The sequence below is a fragment of the Adlercreutzia murintestinalis genome (genome assembly GCF_943192905.1).
GTDB lineage: Bacteria > Actinomycetota > Coriobacteriia > Coriobacteriales > Eggerthellaceae > Adlercreutzia_A > Adlercreutzia_A murintestinalis.
The window spans coordinates 37990-55684 of sequence record NZ_CALPCC010000006.1; the positions used below are offsets into that span (position 1 = coordinate 37990).

Annotated in this window: 15 protein-coding genes; 1 reads left to right on the forward strand and 14 read right to left on the reverse strand. The window is 61.2% G+C overall.

Annotated elements, in window-relative coordinates:
• Window positions 1-62: 62 nt before the first annotated feature.
• The 13 genes from ribF to NFR19_RS02975 all read right to left on the reverse strand — a co-directional run bounded on the left by ribF (window position 63) and on the right by NFR19_RS02975 (window position 14802).
• The gene (gene ribF, locus NFR19_RS02915) at window positions 63-950 is read right to left on the reverse strand and encodes a riboflavin biosynthesis protein RibF (RefSeq protein ID WP_285813440.1); all 888 of its coding nucleotides are present in this window, start codon (window positions 948-950) and stop codon (window positions 63-65) included.
• A gap of 4 nt (window positions 951-954) precedes the next feature.
• Window positions 955-1950 (reverse strand): tRNA pseudouridine(55) synthase TruB, encoded by a 996-nt coding sequence (truB, locus tag NFR19_RS02920; protein WP_251212286.1) that lies wholly within the window; start codon window positions 1948-1950, stop codon window positions 955-957.
• The gene (locus NFR19_RS02925) at window positions 1947-2951 is read right to left on the reverse strand and encodes a DHH family phosphoesterase (protein ID WP_251212287.1); all 1005 of its coding nucleotides are present in this window, start codon (window positions 2949-2951) and stop codon (window positions 1947-1949) included. The genes truB and NFR19_RS02925 overlap by 4 nt, the downstream gene beginning before the upstream one ends.
• Window positions 2952-2957: 6 nt before the next feature.
• Entirely contained in the window at window positions 2958-3332 is a 375-nt protein-coding gene (gene rbfA, locus NFR19_RS02930) for a 30S ribosome-binding factor RbfA (protein ID WP_251212288.1), read from the reverse strand.
• Window positions 3333-3379: 47 nt separating this feature from the next.
• Window positions 3380-6133 (reverse strand): translation initiation factor IF-2, encoded by a 2754-nt coding sequence (gene infB, locus NFR19_RS02935; protein ID WP_251212289.1) that lies wholly within the window; start codon window positions 6131-6133, stop codon window positions 3380-3382.
• A gap of 62 nt (window positions 6134-6195) precedes the next feature.
• A complete protein-coding gene (nusA, locus tag NFR19_RS02940) occupies window positions 6196-7443 on the reverse strand; it encodes a transcription termination factor NusA (RefSeq protein ID WP_251212290.1) in 1248 nt (415 codons plus the stop codon).
• A gap of 14 nt (window positions 7444-7457) precedes the next feature.
• Entirely contained in the window at window positions 7458-7934 is a 477-nt protein-coding gene (gene rimP / locus NFR19_RS02945) for a ribosome maturation factor RimP (RefSeq protein ID WP_349665500.1), read from the reverse strand.
• 178 nt (window positions 7935-8112) lie between these two features.
• On the reverse strand, window positions 8113-9633 hold the full coding sequence (locus NFR19_RS02950; protein ID WP_251212291.1) for a 2-isopropylmalate synthase: 1521 nt from the start codon (window positions 9631-9633) through the stop codon (window positions 8113-8115).
• A gap of 105 nt (window positions 9634-9738) precedes the next feature.
• Entirely contained in the window at window positions 9739-11319 is a 1581-nt protein-coding gene (serA, locus tag NFR19_RS02955; RefSeq protein ID WP_251212292.1) for a phosphoglycerate dehydrogenase, read from the reverse strand.
• Window positions 11320-11458: 139 nt separating this feature from the next.
• On the reverse strand, window positions 11459-11644 hold the full coding sequence (locus tag NFR19_RS02960; protein WP_251212293.1) for a hypothetical protein: 186 nt from the start codon (window positions 11642-11644) through the stop codon (window positions 11459-11461).
• Window positions 11641-12165, reverse strand: a complete 525-nt coding sequence (locus NFR19_RS02965) for a hypothetical protein (RefSeq protein WP_251212294.1) — start codon at window positions 12163-12165, stop codon at window positions 11641-11643. The genes NFR19_RS02960 and NFR19_RS02965 overlap by 4 nt, the downstream gene beginning before the upstream one ends.
• A 61-nt stretch (window positions 12166-12226) precedes the next feature.
• Window positions 12227-12568 (reverse strand): 4Fe-4S dicluster domain-containing protein, encoded by a 342-nt coding sequence (locus tag NFR19_RS02970; RefSeq protein WP_251212295.1) that lies wholly within the window; start codon window positions 12566-12568, stop codon window positions 12227-12229.
• A gap of 2 nt (window positions 12569-12570) precedes the next feature.
• On the reverse strand, window positions 12571-14802 hold the full coding sequence (locus NFR19_RS02975; RefSeq protein WP_251212296.1) for a molybdopterin-dependent oxidoreductase: 2232 nt from the start codon (window positions 14800-14802) through the stop codon (window positions 12571-12573).
• 197 nt (window positions 14803-14999) lie between these two features.
• On the opposite strand from NFR19_RS02975, the gene NFR19_RS02980 reads away from it, so the two are divergent.
• The gene (locus tag NFR19_RS02980) at window positions 15000-16490 is read left to right on the forward strand and encodes a helix-turn-helix transcriptional regulator (RefSeq protein WP_251212297.1); all 1491 of its coding nucleotides are present in this window, start codon (window positions 15000-15002) and stop codon (window positions 16488-16490) included.
• Between the two features lie 68 nt (window positions 16491-16558).
• Here the strand turns inward: NFR19_RS02980 and serC are convergent, their stop codons facing one another.
• Window positions 16559-17641: a 3-phosphoserine/phosphohydroxythreonine transaminase gene (gene serC / locus NFR19_RS02985; protein ID WP_251212298.1), complete on the reverse strand. Its 1083-nt coding sequence runs from the start codon at window positions 17639-17641 to the stop codon at window positions 16559-16561.
• Window positions 17642-17695: the final 54 nt, after the last annotated feature.

A 17695-nucleotide genomic window follows, 5' to 3' on the forward strand; every position in this document is an offset into this window, starting at 1 on the left:
ATCCGATCAGATATTTCTTCATACGCCCAGCGACGCGCATGGCAAACGGCATACGCTCGCCCTCAGAGATGCTCGCGCACCCAAGCGATATCGCCGTTGATGGCGGCGATCAGAGAATCGGTATCGTCAAAACGCTGCATATCGCGCAAGCGATGCACGAACGCGAGCGTGATGCGCTTCCCATAGAGATCGCCCTCGAAATCAAGCACGTGCGCCTCCATGTTCGCCTCTGCCTCGTCAACGAACGTGGGCGGCAGTCCCACCGAAACGGCAGCTTTATAGCGCTTGTCCTCTATCAGCGCCACCGCTGCATACACACCATCGGCGAGCACCTGCAAACGTTCGGGAAGGAACAGGTTCGCTGTGCGAATGCCCATGGCACGACCCGCCTCTCTCCCATGTACCACCGTGCCTTCGACAGTATAGGGATGTCCGAGCAGCGCCTCAGCATCCTCGATGCGACCCTGCCCGAGCAAAGCGCGAATGCGCGTGGACGTTACTGGCGCGCCAGCCTGCTCCATGAGATCATGGGCGAAAAGCACCGCTCCATGCTCTGAGGCCCACGCGGCAAGATCGGCCACCGTCCCTGCTGCTTGAGCGCCAAAACGAAAATCGCTTCCCACATGGATAGAGGTGGGCATCTCCCGCTCAAGCACATCGCGCAGGAACGCCTCGGGCGGCAGCGCGGCGAACGCCTCGGTGAACGGCAGCACGCGCACCGCATCAACACCGCTGTCCTCAAGCACTTCCAAACGCTGCTCGTTCGACATGATCTTGCGCAGTCGACCGGCTGCGAAGAGTTCATCGGGATCGATGCTGAAGGTAACGATCTCCACCGGCACGCCACGCGCACGAGCATCCGATCTTGCTTGGTCGATGATGAATCGATGCCCGCGATGGACGCCATCGAAAACACCGATCACGCAAACCGGCCTTCGCACGCACGTCATATCTTCACAGCCCGCGTCCACGGCTCACCCCATTCTGAAAGACCACCTCAGGCACGAGCGCGCGCCGTACCGCGTCAACACGGTACAGAGCATAGAGCCTATCGCCCGAAACGATGCTGACCATCTCGCCTTCCGCAGGCGCGCTCGTCTCGCGCACACCTGAGGTGCAGGCGCAGCTCTCGCAAAAGCTTCGATCGTAGGCATGAAACGCACGGCGCAAGGTCAGCTTCATGCCATTGCGCACCTTGACGATCTCGTCATCCCCGCAAAAGCATATCGTGTATCCCAACGCGCGCACCGGATCGAGCGCCGCCCGCACGCCCACCTCGGAGAGCGTATCGAGCGTCACGCACTCGTCAAGACCCACCGATCCCGAAGCGCTCCGACGCAACGCGCCCAAATGTGCCTCTGTGCCGCTCGCTCGTCCGATATCGCGCGCGAGCGAGCGGATGTAGGTGCCTTTCGAGACCACGAAGAACACATCCCAAAACGTACCCTGCTCATCGGTGCCGATACCCACCATGCGCGCATCGTGAACAACGATGTCGCGCGGCTCCAGTTCGATGATGTTGCCTCGGCGCGCTTCATCGCAGGCCTTGCGTCCAGCGCGCTTCAAAGCCGAATACACCGGCGGCAACTGCTTCTGAGGACCGCTGAAACGCGCAAGGACCGAACGGGCGAACCCTTCATCGGCAACCTCATCGGGAACAGTGGCGCTGCGAATGACCTGACCGGCGGCGTCATCGGTATCGGTAGCGCATCCGAACGAGATGCGTGCCACATACGCCTTGCGCTGCCCGCTCAGATACCCATTGAGGCGCGTGGCGGATCCCACCAGTACGAGCAATACCCCCGTGGCAAGAGGATCGAGCGTGCCCGCGTGCCCGACGCGTCGCTCGCCGAAGATGCGCCGACACGCTCCGACCACGTCATGTGAGGTCATTCCTTCGGGCTTATCCACCGCCACGACCAGGCTCAGCCCCGAACTGCCGCGCTTCAACGCAGCGCCTCATCGGACACGGCGGCGCACACCACCTTGCGCACCTGGCGAAGCGCACGCTCGAGCGGCTCGTGCAACGTGAATCCCGCAGCAGCGCGATGGCCACCGCCCCCAAAACGACGCGCGAGCGTCGCAACGTCGGTGGTATCCTTCGCGCGAAAGCTACCGCGCACCTGAGTGCCCTCGTCGCGCAGCATGGCTGCCACGCGCACGCCCTTGATGGAGCGCAACACATCAACCAATTGCTCGCAATCAGATTTCACCGCTCCCAGCGATGCCATATCCTCAAAGGTGATGTAGCTGAGCGCTGCTTGTCCGTCGCAGAGCAACTCCATATGCTCGATGCAGCGCGCCTCAAGCTGGATGGATGCCAACGTGCGCTGTTGGAAGAACGCTGCTGCGAGCGCAGCCGGATCAGCGCCAGCATCAACCATCTCGCAGGCAGCCCGAAACACGGCCGCATCGGTGTTGCTGTGCTGGAAACGTCCCGTATCGGTCATGAGCCCCGCATAGGCGCAAGTGGCTATCGCATAATCGCGATCGACGCCGAGATGGGCCGCCAATCGCCAGATGAGCAAAGCCGTCGCAGCCGCATCAGGGTCGGTATAGCTCAGATCGCTTTGGCGCTCGGGCACCGCGTGGTGGTCGATGGTGATCGTCTTGGATGCCGCTGCGCGCACCTTCGCCGCATCCTCGCCAATGCGCCTGACATCGGGCGCATCTACCTGCACGAACACTGCACAAGGAGCCGCGAGATCCTTTGCAGGCACCAGCTGATCGGCCCCAGGCAGCGATCTCAGCCCCGCATCGATCGGATCATCGCTTGCCAGGAGCACTGTGGCGCGCTTGCCAAGCTGCACGAGTGCCGCCCGCAAGGCAAGCTGCGAGCCGATGCAGTCCCCATCAGGGCTCACATGCCCGCATATGCAGATATCGTCGCTCTTCAGAAGCGTCTCGGCGATCTCTTCCAACGTGGTGTTGGTCTGCGGGGTCACCGCCATCGTCTATCAGCCCCGATCCTCGTCGGTACCCTGCTGAAGCGCCTCCTGACGCGCACGCTCTTCGCTCAAATACGCGCCCAGCTTTTCCGCCGCATCCACCGTTTCATCCAGATGGAAGCGCAGCTCGGGCGCCTGTTTCCAGTGCAACTGCTTGGCCATGAGCGATCTGATGTGGCCGCGTGCCGCCGAGAACGCCGCCTCTACCGCAGCGTAGCGCTCAGGCTCGGCCGTGTAGTGCACATCGGCATAGGCCCGATCGAAGCTCACGTTCACGCCGGTGATGGTAACCATGCGCAGACGCGGATCGGATACATCGAACAGCAGGATGTTCGAGATGACCTCGCGCGCTTGCTCGTCTACTTTGCGGTTTCCTTCTTTCATCCTGCCTCAATTCGTTCAGTTTCGCCTCTGGTGGGCCCGCACCGATACTATTCGGTGCGCTCGACCTCTTTTACGGTGTACCCCTCGATGGTGTCACCCACCTTGATATCCTGATACCCGGCAATGCCGATGCCGCACTCGAAGCCGTGCGCAACGTTCTTCACATCGTCCTTGAAGCGGCGCAGGCTCTCGATCTCGCCTTCGTAGATGACCGTGCCATCGCGCACCACGCGCACCTTATCGTCGCGGTTGATCTCGCCTTCAATGACGTAGCAGCCAGCGACCGTGCCGATCTTGGGCACCTTGAAGGTCTCGCGCACCTCAGCGATACCGGTGTCCTCTTCCACGATATCGGGAGAAAGCAAGCCCACGCGCGCCTGATTGATATCCTCGATGGCCTGGTAGATGACGCGATACAGGCGGATATCCACCTTCTCCTTCTCGGCTTGGCTGCGGCTTTTGCCCGTGGGGCGCACATTGAAGCCGATGATGATGGCATCGGATGCCGCTGCCAGCGTGACGTCGGTCTCAGTGATGCCGCCAACCGCCGAATGCACGATATTGATGCGCACCTCCGACTGATCCATCTTGTCGAAGGCATCGCGCAGCGCCTCGATGGAGCCCTGCACGTCGGCCTTGACGATCAGATTCAAGTCGGTCTGCTTGCCCTCTTCGATGCGGCTGAACAGGTCATCCAGGCTCATGTGCGAGGTATGCTGCTGCTCGGCCAAGCGCTCGCGCAGCGCGCGCTCTTCGGCCAGCTTGCGCGCATCGCGTTCGTCCTCGAATACGCGGAACTCATCACCTGCCACCGGCACGCTGTTCAAGCCCAGTATCTCCACCGGGTCAGCCGGCAGAGCGGCGTCCACATGCGCGCCATGCGGGTCAACCAACGCACGCACATGGCCATACGACGTACCGGCCACCACGGCATCCCCCGGATGCAGCGTACCGCGCTCGACCAGCACCGTGGCCACCGGACCGCGCCCCTTGTCCAGGTTCGCCTCGATGACGAAACCGGACGCGAGCGCATCAGGATTCGCCTTCAGCTCCAAAACGTCAGCTTGCAAGATGATGGTCTCCAACAGATCGTCGATATGCAGGCCCTTCTTCGCCGATACCTCGACGAACATGTTCTGGCCGCCCCATTCCTCGGGGATGACCTCGTATTCGGTGAGCTCTTGACGTACTCGGTCAGGGTTCGCGCCGTCCTTGTCGATCTTGTTGACCGCCACCACGATGGGAACGTCGGCCGCCTTCGCATGGTTGATGGCCTCGATGGTCTGCGGCATCACGCCGTCATCGGCTGCCACCACCAACACGATGATATCGGTCACCTGAGCACCGCGCGCACGCATGGCTGTGAATGCCTCGTGGCCCGGCGTATCGATGAAGGTGATCTGACGACCGTTGATATCCACCACCGACGCACCGATATGCTGCGTGATGCCGCCCGCTTCGCTGGCGACCACGCCGGTGTCGCGAATGGCATCCAGAAGCGAGGTCTTGCCGTGGTCAACGTGGCCCATGACGGTAACCACGGGTGGCCGGGGCTTGAGGTCCTCTGCGGTGTCGTTGTAGACGACCGCGAACTCTTCTTCGGGCGAGACGACGCGCACCTTGCGATCCATATCGTCTGCCACGATGTCGATCAGATCCTCGCTCATGGACTGGGTGACGGTAAGCACCTGGCCCAGCATGAACAAGCGCTTGATGATGTCGTTGGGCTGCACGTTCAGCAGCTCTGCCAGCTTGCCCACCGTAGCGCCTTGCGGAACCTCGACCACTGAATCATCCAACACCAGATCGGGGTCGATACCGCGCTCGATGGCCTCTTCGGCAGCGCGTGCACGAGCCTCGGCCTCGCGCTTCTCCTTGCGCTTCTTGCGGCGCCCTTCGCCCTCGTGGGTGTTCGCTGCTTCCACCGCCGCGCGCGCCTCGGCCAGCACCTTGTCGCGTTGGAGCTTTTCGGCTTGCACGGCCATTTGCGCATAGCGGTCTTCCTGTGGCGCGTCCGCACCCTCAAGCTCGGGCACGTATTGGGCCTTGCCCTTGCCGCGCTTGCCCTTGCCAGCACCACCGCCGCGCTTGCCCGTATCCGCCTTCGCAGGCGCTGCAGCCTGCTTTTGCGTCTGGATGCGCTGCGCCTCTGACTCGATCTGGGACAGAAGCGAGCTGAACGCGTTCGTCGTGCTCGGAGCGGGGGCTGCTGCGCGTGCAGGCTCTTTGGGCTGCTCGTGCTTGGGGGCGGATTTCTTGCCGCGGTTGCGCAGCGCCTCTTCCACCGCCTGCTTCTTGGCCACATCGCGGCGCGCCTTCTCGGCGCGCTCGCGGGCGCGCGCTTCCTCGCGTTCGCGAGCCACCCGTTCTTTTTCGGATTCGATCTGGCTCGCAAGGTTCTCGAAAGCGGCTGAACGCGTCTCTATCTTGCGAACCTTGGGCTGCTCGGATGCCGCCGCCTCAGGCTCGGCTGTTGGCTCGATCTCGCGCGCTGCACGCGCCGCCTCGCGCGCTGCACGCTCGGCTTCCACCGCCGCACGACGCGCCGCCTCTTCCTCGGCCTTTTGCTTCTCGGCCTCGGCTTGCTCCTTCTCGAGCGCTTTCTTCGCCTTCGCGTCCAACTCGCCGGCGCGCTGGAGAAGCTCAGGCTCCATGTTGGAGCGCACCTTGCCCACATCCTCGTCGCTCAGCACGCTGGCGTGAGACTTCGCTGATATCTTCAATTCGCGCAGCTTAGCAAGCATATCCTTGCTGGATATGTCGAACTCTTTCGCCAACTCATGTACGCGCATGCCGGCCATAAATCACTCCATCCACATCGTGCTCGCCCAAGGTGTCACGCACCTCGATACGTTTCTCCTGCTCAGTCGAGATCCGTCTCTTCGGCGTCTGAATGCACGCCGCAATACTTGCTGCCCGGTCGAGCATGGTTACGGCAGCGCGTGCCGTCCTCGCTCACGTAGGCGCAGAAATCGTCCTCGGGCTCTTCTTCCACATCGATCAGCACGTTCTCGCCTACCAGCGATTCATTGGCCATGCTCGAAGAGCGAATATCAATATGCCACCCGGTCAGACGCGCCGCAAGTCGCGCGTTCTGCCCCTCTTTGCCAATAGCCAGCGACAGCTGGTCGTCCGGCACGATCACGGTGGCGTAGTGGTTCTCAGGGTCGATCTGAACGGTCTGCACCTTCGCGGGTGACAGAGCGTTGGCCACGTACACGCGCGGGTCATCGCTCCACTGGATCACATCGACCCGCTCGTTGCGCAGCTCTTCGACCACCATGCGCACACGGCTGCCCTTCGGACCAACGCATGCGCCCACCGGATCGAGGTTGCTCTCATGGCTGTACACCGCCACCTTGCTGCGAGCGCCCGGTTCGCGCGCGATGGACTTGATCTCGACCACGCCCTCATAGATCTCTGGCACCTCTATCTCGAACAGGCGCCTGATCAGATCGGGATGCGTACGGCTGACCACGATGGAGGGGCGCGCCTGCTCACCGCGCGAGCGCGGCGCATCGGATGAGGGGTCGCGCACCTCGATGATGAGCACCTTCAGCCGCTGGTTGTGACGGTAGTGCTCGTTGCTCGGGCGCTCGTTGCGCTCGCTGGGATTGCGCTTCACGTCGTAATGCGGCAGCTCGGCTTCCACGCCATCGCGGATCTTCACGATGGTGAAATCGGGTGTGCCTTGCAGCACCGTGCCCGTGATGAGGTCGCCCACGCGATCCTTGAATTCCTCGTAGATGGTTTGACGCGTCGCGTCGCGCACGATGGCGGCGATGACGCTCTTGGCGTTCTGCGCTGCGATGCGGCTGACGTTGTCCGGCGTCACATCGCGCTCCTCGAAGTCGTGGTAGACCAGCTCAACCTCGCCGGTCTCCTCGTCCACCACCTCGTCTGGCTCCCCGATCGGCACCAGCTCGTACACGTAGATCTTGCCGGTCTGGCGGTCAATGGTCACGCGCGCATCGTATTCAAGGTCCAAGATGCGCTCATAGCTTTTCGCCAGGCTCTCTTCCAGCCGCTCGATGATGTAGAACTCGTCGATCTTGCGCTCATGAGCGAGCAACTGCAACGCTTCTATCAATGAGCCTTCTGCCTCTGCCACGATCTTCTCCTTCGTCAGAACTCTATCTCGCCGATCAGGTTTGCCTTCTTCACGGTAGAAAACGGAATGCGGAAGGTCTCGCCACCATCCTCGATCTGGAGGACGTCGCCTTCCACGGACAGCACTCCCTTGAAGTTCGCCCGTCCGTCTACCGGCTCGCAGGTTCGGATGCGCACCGTGCTGCCCGCGAACCGCTGGAAATGCTGCAACGTTCGCAGGGGCCGATCGATTCCTGGCGAGGATACCTCCATGGTATAGGCCCCCGGGAAGGGGTCGACCTCGTCAAGAAGATCGCCGATCCAAGCCTGAGCGCTCGACAGCACGTCGAAGCTGACGCCGTCAGGGGTGTCGACGAACACCCGGATGGTCGGCGCCTTCTTAGCCCCGACTATCTCGATGTCCACGATCTCGACGCCCTCCTGCACCGCGCGCGGCTCAAGAGCATCCAGCAGCATCTTCTCTTTCGCTGTCAGCACATCCGTCCTTTCCATATTCGGCCCTTACAACAAAAGAAAGCGGGACAAGCCCACTTTCCAAAGGTTCGAAAAGTTGTAAGCGCCGAGCGCTTGCGTCATGGTACCACAGGATGCGCGCCGCTTCCAGCACAACATCCAAAAAACGGCCCGCATCGCAGCTGGTGCGGCGGGCCGCATGTGGCAGCGATCTTGCTCAGAGGCTCTTCGAGAGCAGACGATTGAGCGCGTTGAGGTAGGCCTTCGTGGCCGAGACGATGATGTCCCCATCGGCGCCACGGCCGGTGTAGACCTCACCGTTGACCGCCTTCACGCGCACCGTTACCTCGCCGAGCGCGTCAATGCCGCGCGTGACCGACTGCACGCTGAATTCGGAAAGGTCGGCATCGAGCCCCACGATGGCATCGACCGCCTTGTAAGCCGCATCTACCGGACCGGTGCCCCACACGCACTGCGTGACCGATGCGCCCTGAGGATCCTTGATGGTGACCGTTGCCGTGGGTTTGAGCGGGAAGCCGCAGCTCACCTGCACCGCCTCGAGCGAGTAGAGCGCCGTCTCTTCGCGATCGCGCTCGTTGACGAGGCTCTCGAGATCCTCGTCGTAGACTTCCTTCTTCTTGTCAGCCAGGTTCAGGAACGCCTCGTAGAGCTCGTCGAGCTTCTCGGCGTTGAACTCATAGCCCAGCTCTTCGAGCCGGTGCTTCAGTGCGGCATGGCCGCTGCGCGCCGTCAGCACGATCTGGCTCTCCCCGGCACCCACATCGGCCGGATCGATGATCTCGTAGGTGTCGCGCTTCTTCAACACGCCATCTTGGTGGATGCCGGAGGAATGGGCGAAGGCGTTCGCGCCCACGATGGCCTTGTTCGCCTGCACGTTCATGCCGGTGATCGTGGAGACCAGGCGACTCGCCTTCGTGAACTCGCGCGTGTTGATGTCGGTATGCGCATCCAGCTCGCGCTCGTGCATGCGGATGGCCATAACCACCTCTTCCATGGCCGTGTTGCCCGCGCGCTCACCAAGGCCGTTGATGGTGCATTCGATCTGGCGCGCGCCATTGGCAACGCCTGCCATGGCGAGCGCGGTAGCCATACCGAGGTCGTTGTGGCAGTGCACGGCGATGGTCACATCATCGATGCCCTGCACGTTATCGACCAGATACTTGATGCGCCGCCCGAACTCGTCCGGCAACGAATAGCCGGTGGTATCGGGAATGTTGACCACGGTAGCGCCCGCATCCACCACCGCTTGGATCATACGCACCAAGAAGTCGTAATCGCTGCGCCCCGCATCCTCTGCATAGAACTGCACGTCGTCCACGTAGCTTTTCGCGCACTTCACCGCAGCCACGGCGCGCTCGATCGCCTCGTCAGGCGTCAGGCGCAGCTTGTCGCGCATATGGCTCTCGGAAACGCCGATGCCGGTGTGGATGCGCGGACGCTTCGCGAACTTCAACGCGTCAGCCGCGCTCACGATGTCCTTCTCGACCGCACGCGTCAGCGCCGCAACCGTGGCATCGTATCCGGCGAGCTGCGATATCTTGCGAACGCTCTCGAAGTCGCCCGGGCTCGATATGGGAAAGCCCGCCTCGATCACATCCACGTTCAAACGCAGCAGCTGCCGCGCAATGACCAGCTTCTCCTCGGTGTTCATGGAGGCGCCCGGCGATTGTTCGCCATCGCGCAGCGTGGTGTCGAAGATGTCGATCTTACGAGTCATGTTTGCCTCTTCCCTTCATCGTTAGAAGAATGTTGGGCCGCGCATGCAGCTCTTCGCATCATAGCAGGAATGCGCCCGCATACCAGCGCTCACTTCACATCTTGTCTAGAGCTTAATGTGCCAGAGATTGCGCAGTTCAAGAGCCGAGCGCAGCTGTGCGAGCACCTCTTCGGTCACCTCGCCCTCAACGTTCATATACACGAGCGCGCACTTGTCCTCGGGCTTGGTGCCGATCTGCATGGTGGTGATGTTCACACCAGCCTCGCCGAGCACCGTACCGATGGTGCCGATGCGCCCCGGCGCATCCACGTATTCAAAGATGAGCGACTGCGCAGCAGGGGCAATGTCGATCTTGTATCCCATCATGGACACGATGCGCGGAAGCATATCGACCCCATAGAGAGTGGAGGCGATCTCGACCTCATCGGCGCGCACGCGAACATCAGAGGCGTATTCCTGTGCGTCCTCGACCGTCTTGGTCACCACCGTCATGCCATGACGCTCGGCAACCGAGCGCGCCGTATCGGGCACCGATGCGCCCACGTGCTTATACGACAGGATGCCGTCGACCACGCCAGCCACCAGCAGGTCAGGATCGGCATCGGCTATGGCTCCTTCGGGTTGCACGGTCAGCTTCTGCGGAATGCCGCCGCAAAGCTCGGCCACCACGCGCCCCATCATGCGGCACGCGGGCAAGTACGGTCGCACCGCGTCCATCACCTCGGGCGGCAAGCCGCTCGCGTGAATGGCGGTCGGCACGATGGACCCCTCAAGGCCCGCCCACACGTACTCGGCGATTTGCTCCCCTGCTCGCACTTGCGCCTCACGCGTGACCGCATTCACGTGCGGGGTCAGGATCGCCCCCTCAAGCTCATGAAGGGGGCCTTGCGTGCACGGTTCCTCTTCAAAGACGTCAAGAGCCGCCGCCCCCACTTTGCCCGCCGCAACGAAATCAGCCAGCGCATCCACCTCGAAGATGCCTGCACGCGCACAGTTCACCACCACAACACCCGTCTTCATGGCGGCGAACTGCTCTGGCCCGAACATGCCGATGGTCTCGTCGGTCTTGGGCAGATGCACGGTGATGAAATCCGCCTTCGGCAGCACGTCTTCCACGCTGTCGTAGAGCGTTACGTCCAGCTGCGCTGCTTTGTCGGGGCTACAATACGGATCGTACGCGATCAGCTCCATGCCGAACGCTTTCGCGCGCTCGGCCACCAGGCTCCCCACGCGACCCAGACCGAAGATCGCAAGCGTCTTACCGTAGAGTTCGCTACCCATGAAATCACGGCGATCCCACTTGCCCGCATGCATCGAGGCATTGGCCTGCGGAATACGACGTGCCGCAGCCAGGAGCATGGCCAGCGCGTATTCGGCCGCCGAAATGATGTTCGAGGTAGGAGCGTTGCAGACGATGATCCCGCGTTCGTCAGCCGCTTCGATATCGATGTTGTCCACCGTCACGCCCGCGCGCCCGATAATCTTGAGATTGACCGCCGCATCGAGCAGCGCCGCATCGACCACCGTGCCCGACCGCACGATCAAAGCATCGTAGGGCTCGATGACCTCGCGCAGCTGATCCGGCGCGAGATCCGCCATCACATCGACCTGATAGCCGCGCGCCCGCAGCGCTTCGATTCCCTCAGGCGCTATCTCTTCGGTGATGAGAACCTTGCTCTGAGACATCGTGCCTCCCTCTGCTCAACAAGACGCCATATACCTTGCATTGTTCCTGCCACCACTATAGAGCAAGCGAAGCGCAACAGACCGCACGTCGTTGACATGCGGTCTGAAAACAGCGGCTCTTTCAACGATGCGAAAAGCGCTAACACCCCGGCGGCCGATACGCTGGCAAAAGGTCAGGTGTCTCGCTCAACTGTTCCTGGAAGAGATCGGCCATGATGCGGTTGCGCGTGTTCCAGGTAGCACCGGTCACCGCGTCCACCACATGCTCAACGGCATCAGCATCGGCAACGTAGAGCTTCTGCGCCTCGGCTGCCCGCTCTCTCACGCAGGTTCCCCCGCCTCGGCTCTCACCGCGCCTGCGCGCTCCTTCGTGATGGCTCCCGCCAAACCGCCCGCAGCAGGGTCGCACAGAAACGCCACGACGACGATGGTCGGCCAGAACTGCATGCACAGAGCAACGAAGCGATCGAAAAGATTGACCGCCATCATCTCGCCGGTCAGAGCCGACATCGTCTGCGTTTCCCCGACACCGGTCATGAAGGCGGTCATCACCACGCCCAAGAACAGCATGATGAGCGTGCTGAAGAACACGTTCTGAATGAGTCGGAACGCCACCGTCCCCGGGTTGGCATCAAAATAGACTGCGCACGCAGCCGATATCTTCCCCAGCGGTATGACAGCTGTCACCACAAACGAGGTCACGAAGGCAACCAGGAAGCTCAAGCCGAAAAACGCGGGATCGATATGGGGCATACCTTGCGAGATGGTGAGACACAAGCAGAGCACTGCTGCCACGAACAACGAGAAGAACAATCCATATACGAGGTAGTATTTCTTGCTATGCATGAGCGAGGCTCCTCTCAAAATGGCGGGCCACACACGCGTGCAGCCCGCTGCGAGCACGATGCTATCCGACGACAAACAAGGTCTGCTGCTTCTCGTTCATCCGCTCAGCCAACTCATCAATAGGGCCGAACTCGATGCAGCGCGACTGGCAGTGCTGCACGCACGTGGGAACCTTCCCCGCTCCGCGGCGCGCCGCACAGGTGTCGCATTGCTTCGTGGGTATGGGCAGATAGGAGAACTGCCAATCCTCTTCGGCCTCATCCCCGATGGGCCACGGACCCACCTTGACCACCTTCACGCCGGTCTCGCCGACCGGCAACCCATGCTCCATCTGGCACGCTATCTCGCAGCTGTGGCAGCCCGAGCACCACTGAGCATCGATCAACAGTCCGTACTTCGCCATGGTTAGTCCTCCTCGACCTTGTAAATCTTGCAGATGGAGCTCTTGTAGTTCGAGCCGAAACCGCTCTTGCCTGGAACCCAGGGCAGCGTGTTGTTGATGTTGAGGTCGAACACGTCGTAGAACTTCTCCGGATCGCCCTCAGGGAACCACCAGCCGTGGTCGCATGACACCATGCGGCGGTCCATCACCGGCGTCAGCTTCGCCTTGCGCTTGGCTCGTCCGAGCGGACCTTCCATCCACACCCAGTCGCCATCGCGAATGCCGTACTTTTCGGCCGTGTCGGGATGGATCTCCATGAGCGGCCAGGGGCGGTAGTGCCGCATGCGCTCGATCTGCCGATGCTCGGAGTGGAACATGCCCCAGAAACGCGCACCGGAGGTCATTACCAGCGGATACTCATCCATCAGGTCGGGCGTAGAGCCAGGACCGGGCTCGGGCTCTTCAAAGTAGGGCAGCGGATCGAGACCGGCACGGCTATAGAAGTTGCTCCACAACTCGATGCGGCCCGTGGGCGTATTGAAACCGGGTTGCCCGTCGGGGCGCAGCATGCCCTTCTCGTAGCGGTAATACTCGATGGGCTGATAGGCCGGTGCCACCTTCTGGAGTTCCTCGAACGTCATATCGGTCGGCTTGAGCATATCGGTGAACATGTCATCGACGTTATCCCACGGCCATGCCTCCGGGTTCCAGCGGCGTCCCAGCTCCAGGTTGATCTCCATGTCGGATTTCGTCTCGCCCACCGAGGTGACCTTGTTGATGGTGGAGCCACGCTGAGCGCCAGAGACGAACGCGATGCCGTTGCGCTCGGCAAAGGTCTGCGCGGGCAGCACCACATCGGCGAGCGCGGCGATCGTAGGCGTCTTGAACAAGTCGACCACCACGATGAAATCAAGCTTGTTCAGCGCTTTGTAGAGCCGTTGCGGATCGGCGCCCATGCATGCGATGGGATTGGTCGTCTGCAACCATGCGCCATGGATCTCGTAGGGCTCGCCGGTCTCGATGGTCTTCACCGTCTCGTCGGGCTGAGACACCGCGAAGCCGAAGTTGTACAACGGGTAATCCTGGATGCCGATGCGCTTGGCTTCCTGCTCGGGACCGAGCACTTCACGTCCCCAGCCGCCCGCAACGGACAGGATCTCGGGCGCCACGATCATGCCGCCAGGACGCTCCATGTTGCCAGTGATCTCCCACAGGGCGAGGATGGCCTGACCCGCAGGCATCGCCTCACGCGTCATATCCACCGCCACACCCCATTGCAAGGTGGAGTTCTTGGCATTGCCCAGAAGGCGTGCCGCCGCGACGATCTTGTCTTCGGGCACCCACGTGATCTCGGACACGCGCTCCACCGGGAACTCCGCCGCACGAGCGCGCAGCTCGTCGAAGCCGTAACACCACTTGTCCACGAACTCATGATCGTAGAGATCCTCGTTGATGATGATGTTGATCATGCCGAGCGCTAGTGCCGCGTCGGTACCAGGACGCACCCGCAGATGCAGCTCGGATTTGGTTGCCAGCCACGTGACTTTCGGGTCGACCGTAACGATCTTCATCCCGCGCTTCATCAGATCGATCACCCAGTGACCATAGAAGCCCTCGATGTTTGACTTCAGCGGATAGTTGCCCCAGATGAACATGACCTCGGGCACCTCATAGTCGGGGTGATCGTAGCGCTCGGGGAACTGCTGGGCCGCGTCAGGGATCCACGGCGCACCGGTGGTAGCAGCCATACCGGCGATACGCGGCAGATAGCATGCCTGACCCGACAGCAGACCAGTGTAGTTAGGCGAGCCGAACGACCAAGCCAAGCGCGTGATATACGCCGCGATATCGCGTCCTGTTCCCTGAGCGAAGATGACGGATTCGGGGCCGTATTCCTCCTTGATCGCCATGAACTTCTCGGTGATCAGGTCGTAGGCCTCATCCCAGCTGATGCGTTCCCACGTGTCCTTGCCGCGGTCCTCCCGCGCACGCTTCATGGGGTACAGCAGGCGCTCCTTGTGATTGGTCACCTCGGGCGCATCCAAACAGCGCATGCACAGACGCCCTTCCGTCCAGGGGTCCTCCGGGTCGCCCTCGCATTTGACGAAGTTGCCCTCTTGGTCGGTGTACATGATGACACCGCAGCCCAGATGGCAACCCGGGCCTGTCCATGCGCAGCCACGCGTCACATGATAGTCGCCCTCGTCGTACTTGAATGGCTTTTCGTGCTCAACAGTCCGATACTTTTCGCTCATTCCCTTTTCTCCATTCTCTCGAACAGAAGCAGCTGGCTTCATTTCCCTCTCTTGCGCAGAAGCGAAACCATCCGCTAACCTTGGTCAGAAGCTACCCGCCCGGCGACCTACGCGCCATCGGCTCAAACGCTGAAACAGTGGAATCCGACTCGGCTTTTTCGGTTAGGAGTACACAGATGACGGCTATGGAAAAATGTATGAGCGATCCTGTTGAGCCAGTTCAGGGCCTCAATTCTCCCTTGGTGTTCACCACGGTGTGCGGGTTTTCGCTCTACTGGGCGTGCTTGTTCACCATGCTCATGCGGAATTCGTTCATGGACGGTGGCATCGAAGTTCTGTGGTATCACTTCTTCTTGCGGATCGCATTTCTGGTCGGATGCGTGGCAATGTGCGCCGCAATGGCCTTCGCAACCGACTTTTTATCCACGCAGCGCGGCGTGCGCATGCAGCGTGGCGGCGTTTTCATGTTCTCGTTCGTCGCCATCACATCGTCACTGATCTACCACTCGACCGGGATGCCCATGCCGCTCGCCTTCGATTGTGTTGCGTGGGGCTTGGCTGGCGTGGGACTCACCTGTCTGTTCATGCCATGGGTGGAACTGATGGGATCGATAACGCGCAGGGAAATGGTGCTTGCGCTTGCCGGATCAATCGCCCTGGGTGCGTGTTTGTATCTCATGATGAACATGCTCCCCTTTCCCTTCAACATCGCGCTGCTCTGCATCGGTCCGCTGTGCAGTTTGGCCATTGTCGTCATGCTCGAACACAGCGACGAGGTGGTGCCAGCGCCATTCATCCCACGCGAACGATCGCGCGAAAACATCAAGCTCACGCTCCCGTTCAGAGCGATGACGATCGCCTACGGGGTGGTGCTGGGATTGGGCATTGGGCTGACCACGCAGATCCAAGGAGATGCCGCGCTCTATAGCGGCATTGCGGGGGCTACCGTGTTCGGTGTCGTAGCCGCGGTAGCGTGCCTGCGCTTCATGCCCGAGCGCGTCCAGCAAAACGGCGCCTTCCAGATCTTGTTCCCGGTGCTCATCATCGCGCTCTTACCGATGTCGTTTTTGCAGGGAGCACCGGCAACCGTTTGCAATATGCTCGTGTTCGCCTGCTTTGCCATTTTCGAGATCGCTGGTATATACCTCATGCTGTTCTTATCAGAGCGCCATAAAGCCTCGCGACTCCAGCTTGCATGCAGCTTGCAGGCATGCCTGTTCGCCGGTGTCTTGATCGGCCACCTGATCGGTGTGGTAGCCACCTCGTCGGGCGTCATGGACTACCCCATGCTGTCAGCCGCCGCGCTTGCGTTGGTGGTGGTGCTGGCGATCATGGTGACGTTGTTCGGTGTTGGACCGGTCGATCGCAGTGGGGCCCTTGCGAAGCGCAAGGACATTGAACCCAACGTCGAGCACGGGCGCTGGCGCGCACGCTGCGAGGCGGTGGCGCGCGAGCATGGGCTGTCCGCTCGCGAGACCGAGGTGTTCATGCTGCTGGCGAAAGGCCGTGGGATCGAGCACATCCAAGGCAAACTGTGCATTTCAGGACACACGGTCAAAAGCCACGTGTACAACATCTACCGCAAGATGGATATCAACTCGCGCGAAGAGCTCCTTGATGCTGTTGAGCTGTATGAGATCGCAGCCGCCCGCCCTCTGCCGACCGAAGACACCTCGCACCGCGACTGATACGACAGAACCCCCGCAACGCATCACGGGGGTTCTGCAATGAGCGTTTGTGCTTCTTGCGCAGCAGGTCAGCTGTTCTCGCGCTCGAACTGCGCCATGAAATCGACCAGCGCCTGCACGCCAGCCTGCGGCATGGCGTTGTAGATGCTCGCGCGCATGCCGCCAACGCTGCGGTGACCCTTGATGGATTCGATGTTGTGGTTCTTGCACTCGGCGATGAACTTCGCATCCAAGTCGGCATCGCCGGTGATGAACGGCACGTTCATCAGGCTGCGGCAATCCTTGCGCGCGGTGCCGCGGAACAGCTTGCTCTGATCGAGGAAGTCGTAGAGCAGCGCCGCTTTCTCCTCATTCTTCTGCTGCATGACGGAAAGGCCGCCCATGTTCTTCAGCCATTTGAACACCAGCCCGCAGATGTAGATGCCCCAGCATGGCGGAGTATTCGACAAGCTCTTGGCATCCACCTGCGTCAGGTAGCGCATGATGGTCGGGGTGGCAGGATTCACATCCTCGCGCACCAGGTCCTCCCGCACGATCACGATGACCACGCCAGCCGGGCCCACGTTCTTCTGCACGCCGCCGTAGATCAGGCCATAATCGGACACGTTCACCGGCTCGGAGAGGAACATGGAGGATACATCGGAGACCAGCGGGATGCCGCCAGTCTGCGGCAGTTTCGCATAGCGCGTGCCGTAGATGGTCTCGTTCTGGCAGATGTAGACATAGTCGGCATCGGGCGAGAAGGTCAAGCCATCAACCTCGGGAACATACGAGAAGTTCTCGTCCTCAGAGGATGCGATGCAGCGCGCGTCGCCGTAGAGGTTGGCTTCCTTCCATGCCTTCTTCGACCATGAACCGGATACGATGTAGTCGGCCACGTTGTTGCGCATGAGGTTCATAGGGATGGCGGCGAACTGTTGGGTGGCGCCGCCCTGCAGGAACAGCACGTGGTAGTTGTCGGGGATCGCCATCAGCTCGCGCAGGTCGGCTTCGGCCGTTTCGATGATATCGGCGAACGCTTTCGAGCGGTGGCTCATCTCCATCACCGACATGCCCGTTCCCTTGTAATCGAGCATATCAGCCTGCGCCTCGCGCAGCACCTCTTCGGGCAATACCGCCGGTCCTGCCGAGAAATTGTAAACACGTGCCATGTACCAGCCGCTCCTTCGCATCGGTTTTGTTCGGAATGGCGCTATTGTATCGCT

Coding starts and splice junctions, on each gene's coding strand:
- NFR19_RS02970 (WP_251212295.1), bottom strand. CDS start 12,568: ATGGCGAAGTACGGACTGTTGATCGATGCTCAGTGGTGCTCGGGCTGC.
- infB (WP_251212289.1), bottom strand. CDS start 6,133: ATGGCCGGCATGCGCGTACATGAGTTGGCGAAAGAGTTCGACATATCC.
- ribF (WP_285813440.1), bottom strand. CDS start 950: ATGACGTGCGTGCGAAGGCCGGTTTGCGTGATCGGTGTTTTCGATGGC.
- NFR19_RS02925 (WP_251212287.1), bottom strand. CDS start 2,951: ATGGCGGTGACCCCGCAGACCAACACCACGTTGGAAGAGATCGCCGAG.
- serA (WP_251212292.1), bottom strand. CDS start 11,319: ATGTCTCAGAGCAAGGTTCTCATCACCGAAGAGATAGCGCCTGAGGGA.
- NFR19_RS02965 (WP_251212294.1), bottom strand. CDS start 12,165: ATGCATAGCAAGAAATACTACCTCGTATATGGATTGTTCTTCTCGTTG.
- NFR19_RS02975 (WP_251212296.1), bottom strand. CDS start 14,802: ATGAGCGAAAAGTATCGGACTGTTGAGCACGAAAAGCCATTCAAGTAC.
- serC (WP_251212298.1), bottom strand. CDS start 17,641: ATGGCACGTGTTTACAATTTCTCGGCAGGACCGGCGGTATTGCCCGAA.
- NFR19_RS02950 (WP_251212291.1), bottom strand. CDS start 9,633: ATGACTCGTAAGATCGACATCTTCGACACCACGCTGCGCGATGGCGAA.
- NFR19_RS02980 (WP_251212297.1), top strand. CDS start 15,000: ATGAGCGATCCTGTTGAGCCAGTTCAGGGCCTCAATTCTCCCTTGGTG.
- rbfA (WP_251212288.1), bottom strand. CDS start 3,332: ATGAAAGAAGGAAACCGCAAAGTAGACGAGCAAGCGCGCGAGGTCATC.
- rimP (WP_349665500.1), bottom strand. CDS start 7,934: ATGGAAAGGACGGATGTGCTGACAGCGAAAGAGAAGATGCTGCTGGAT.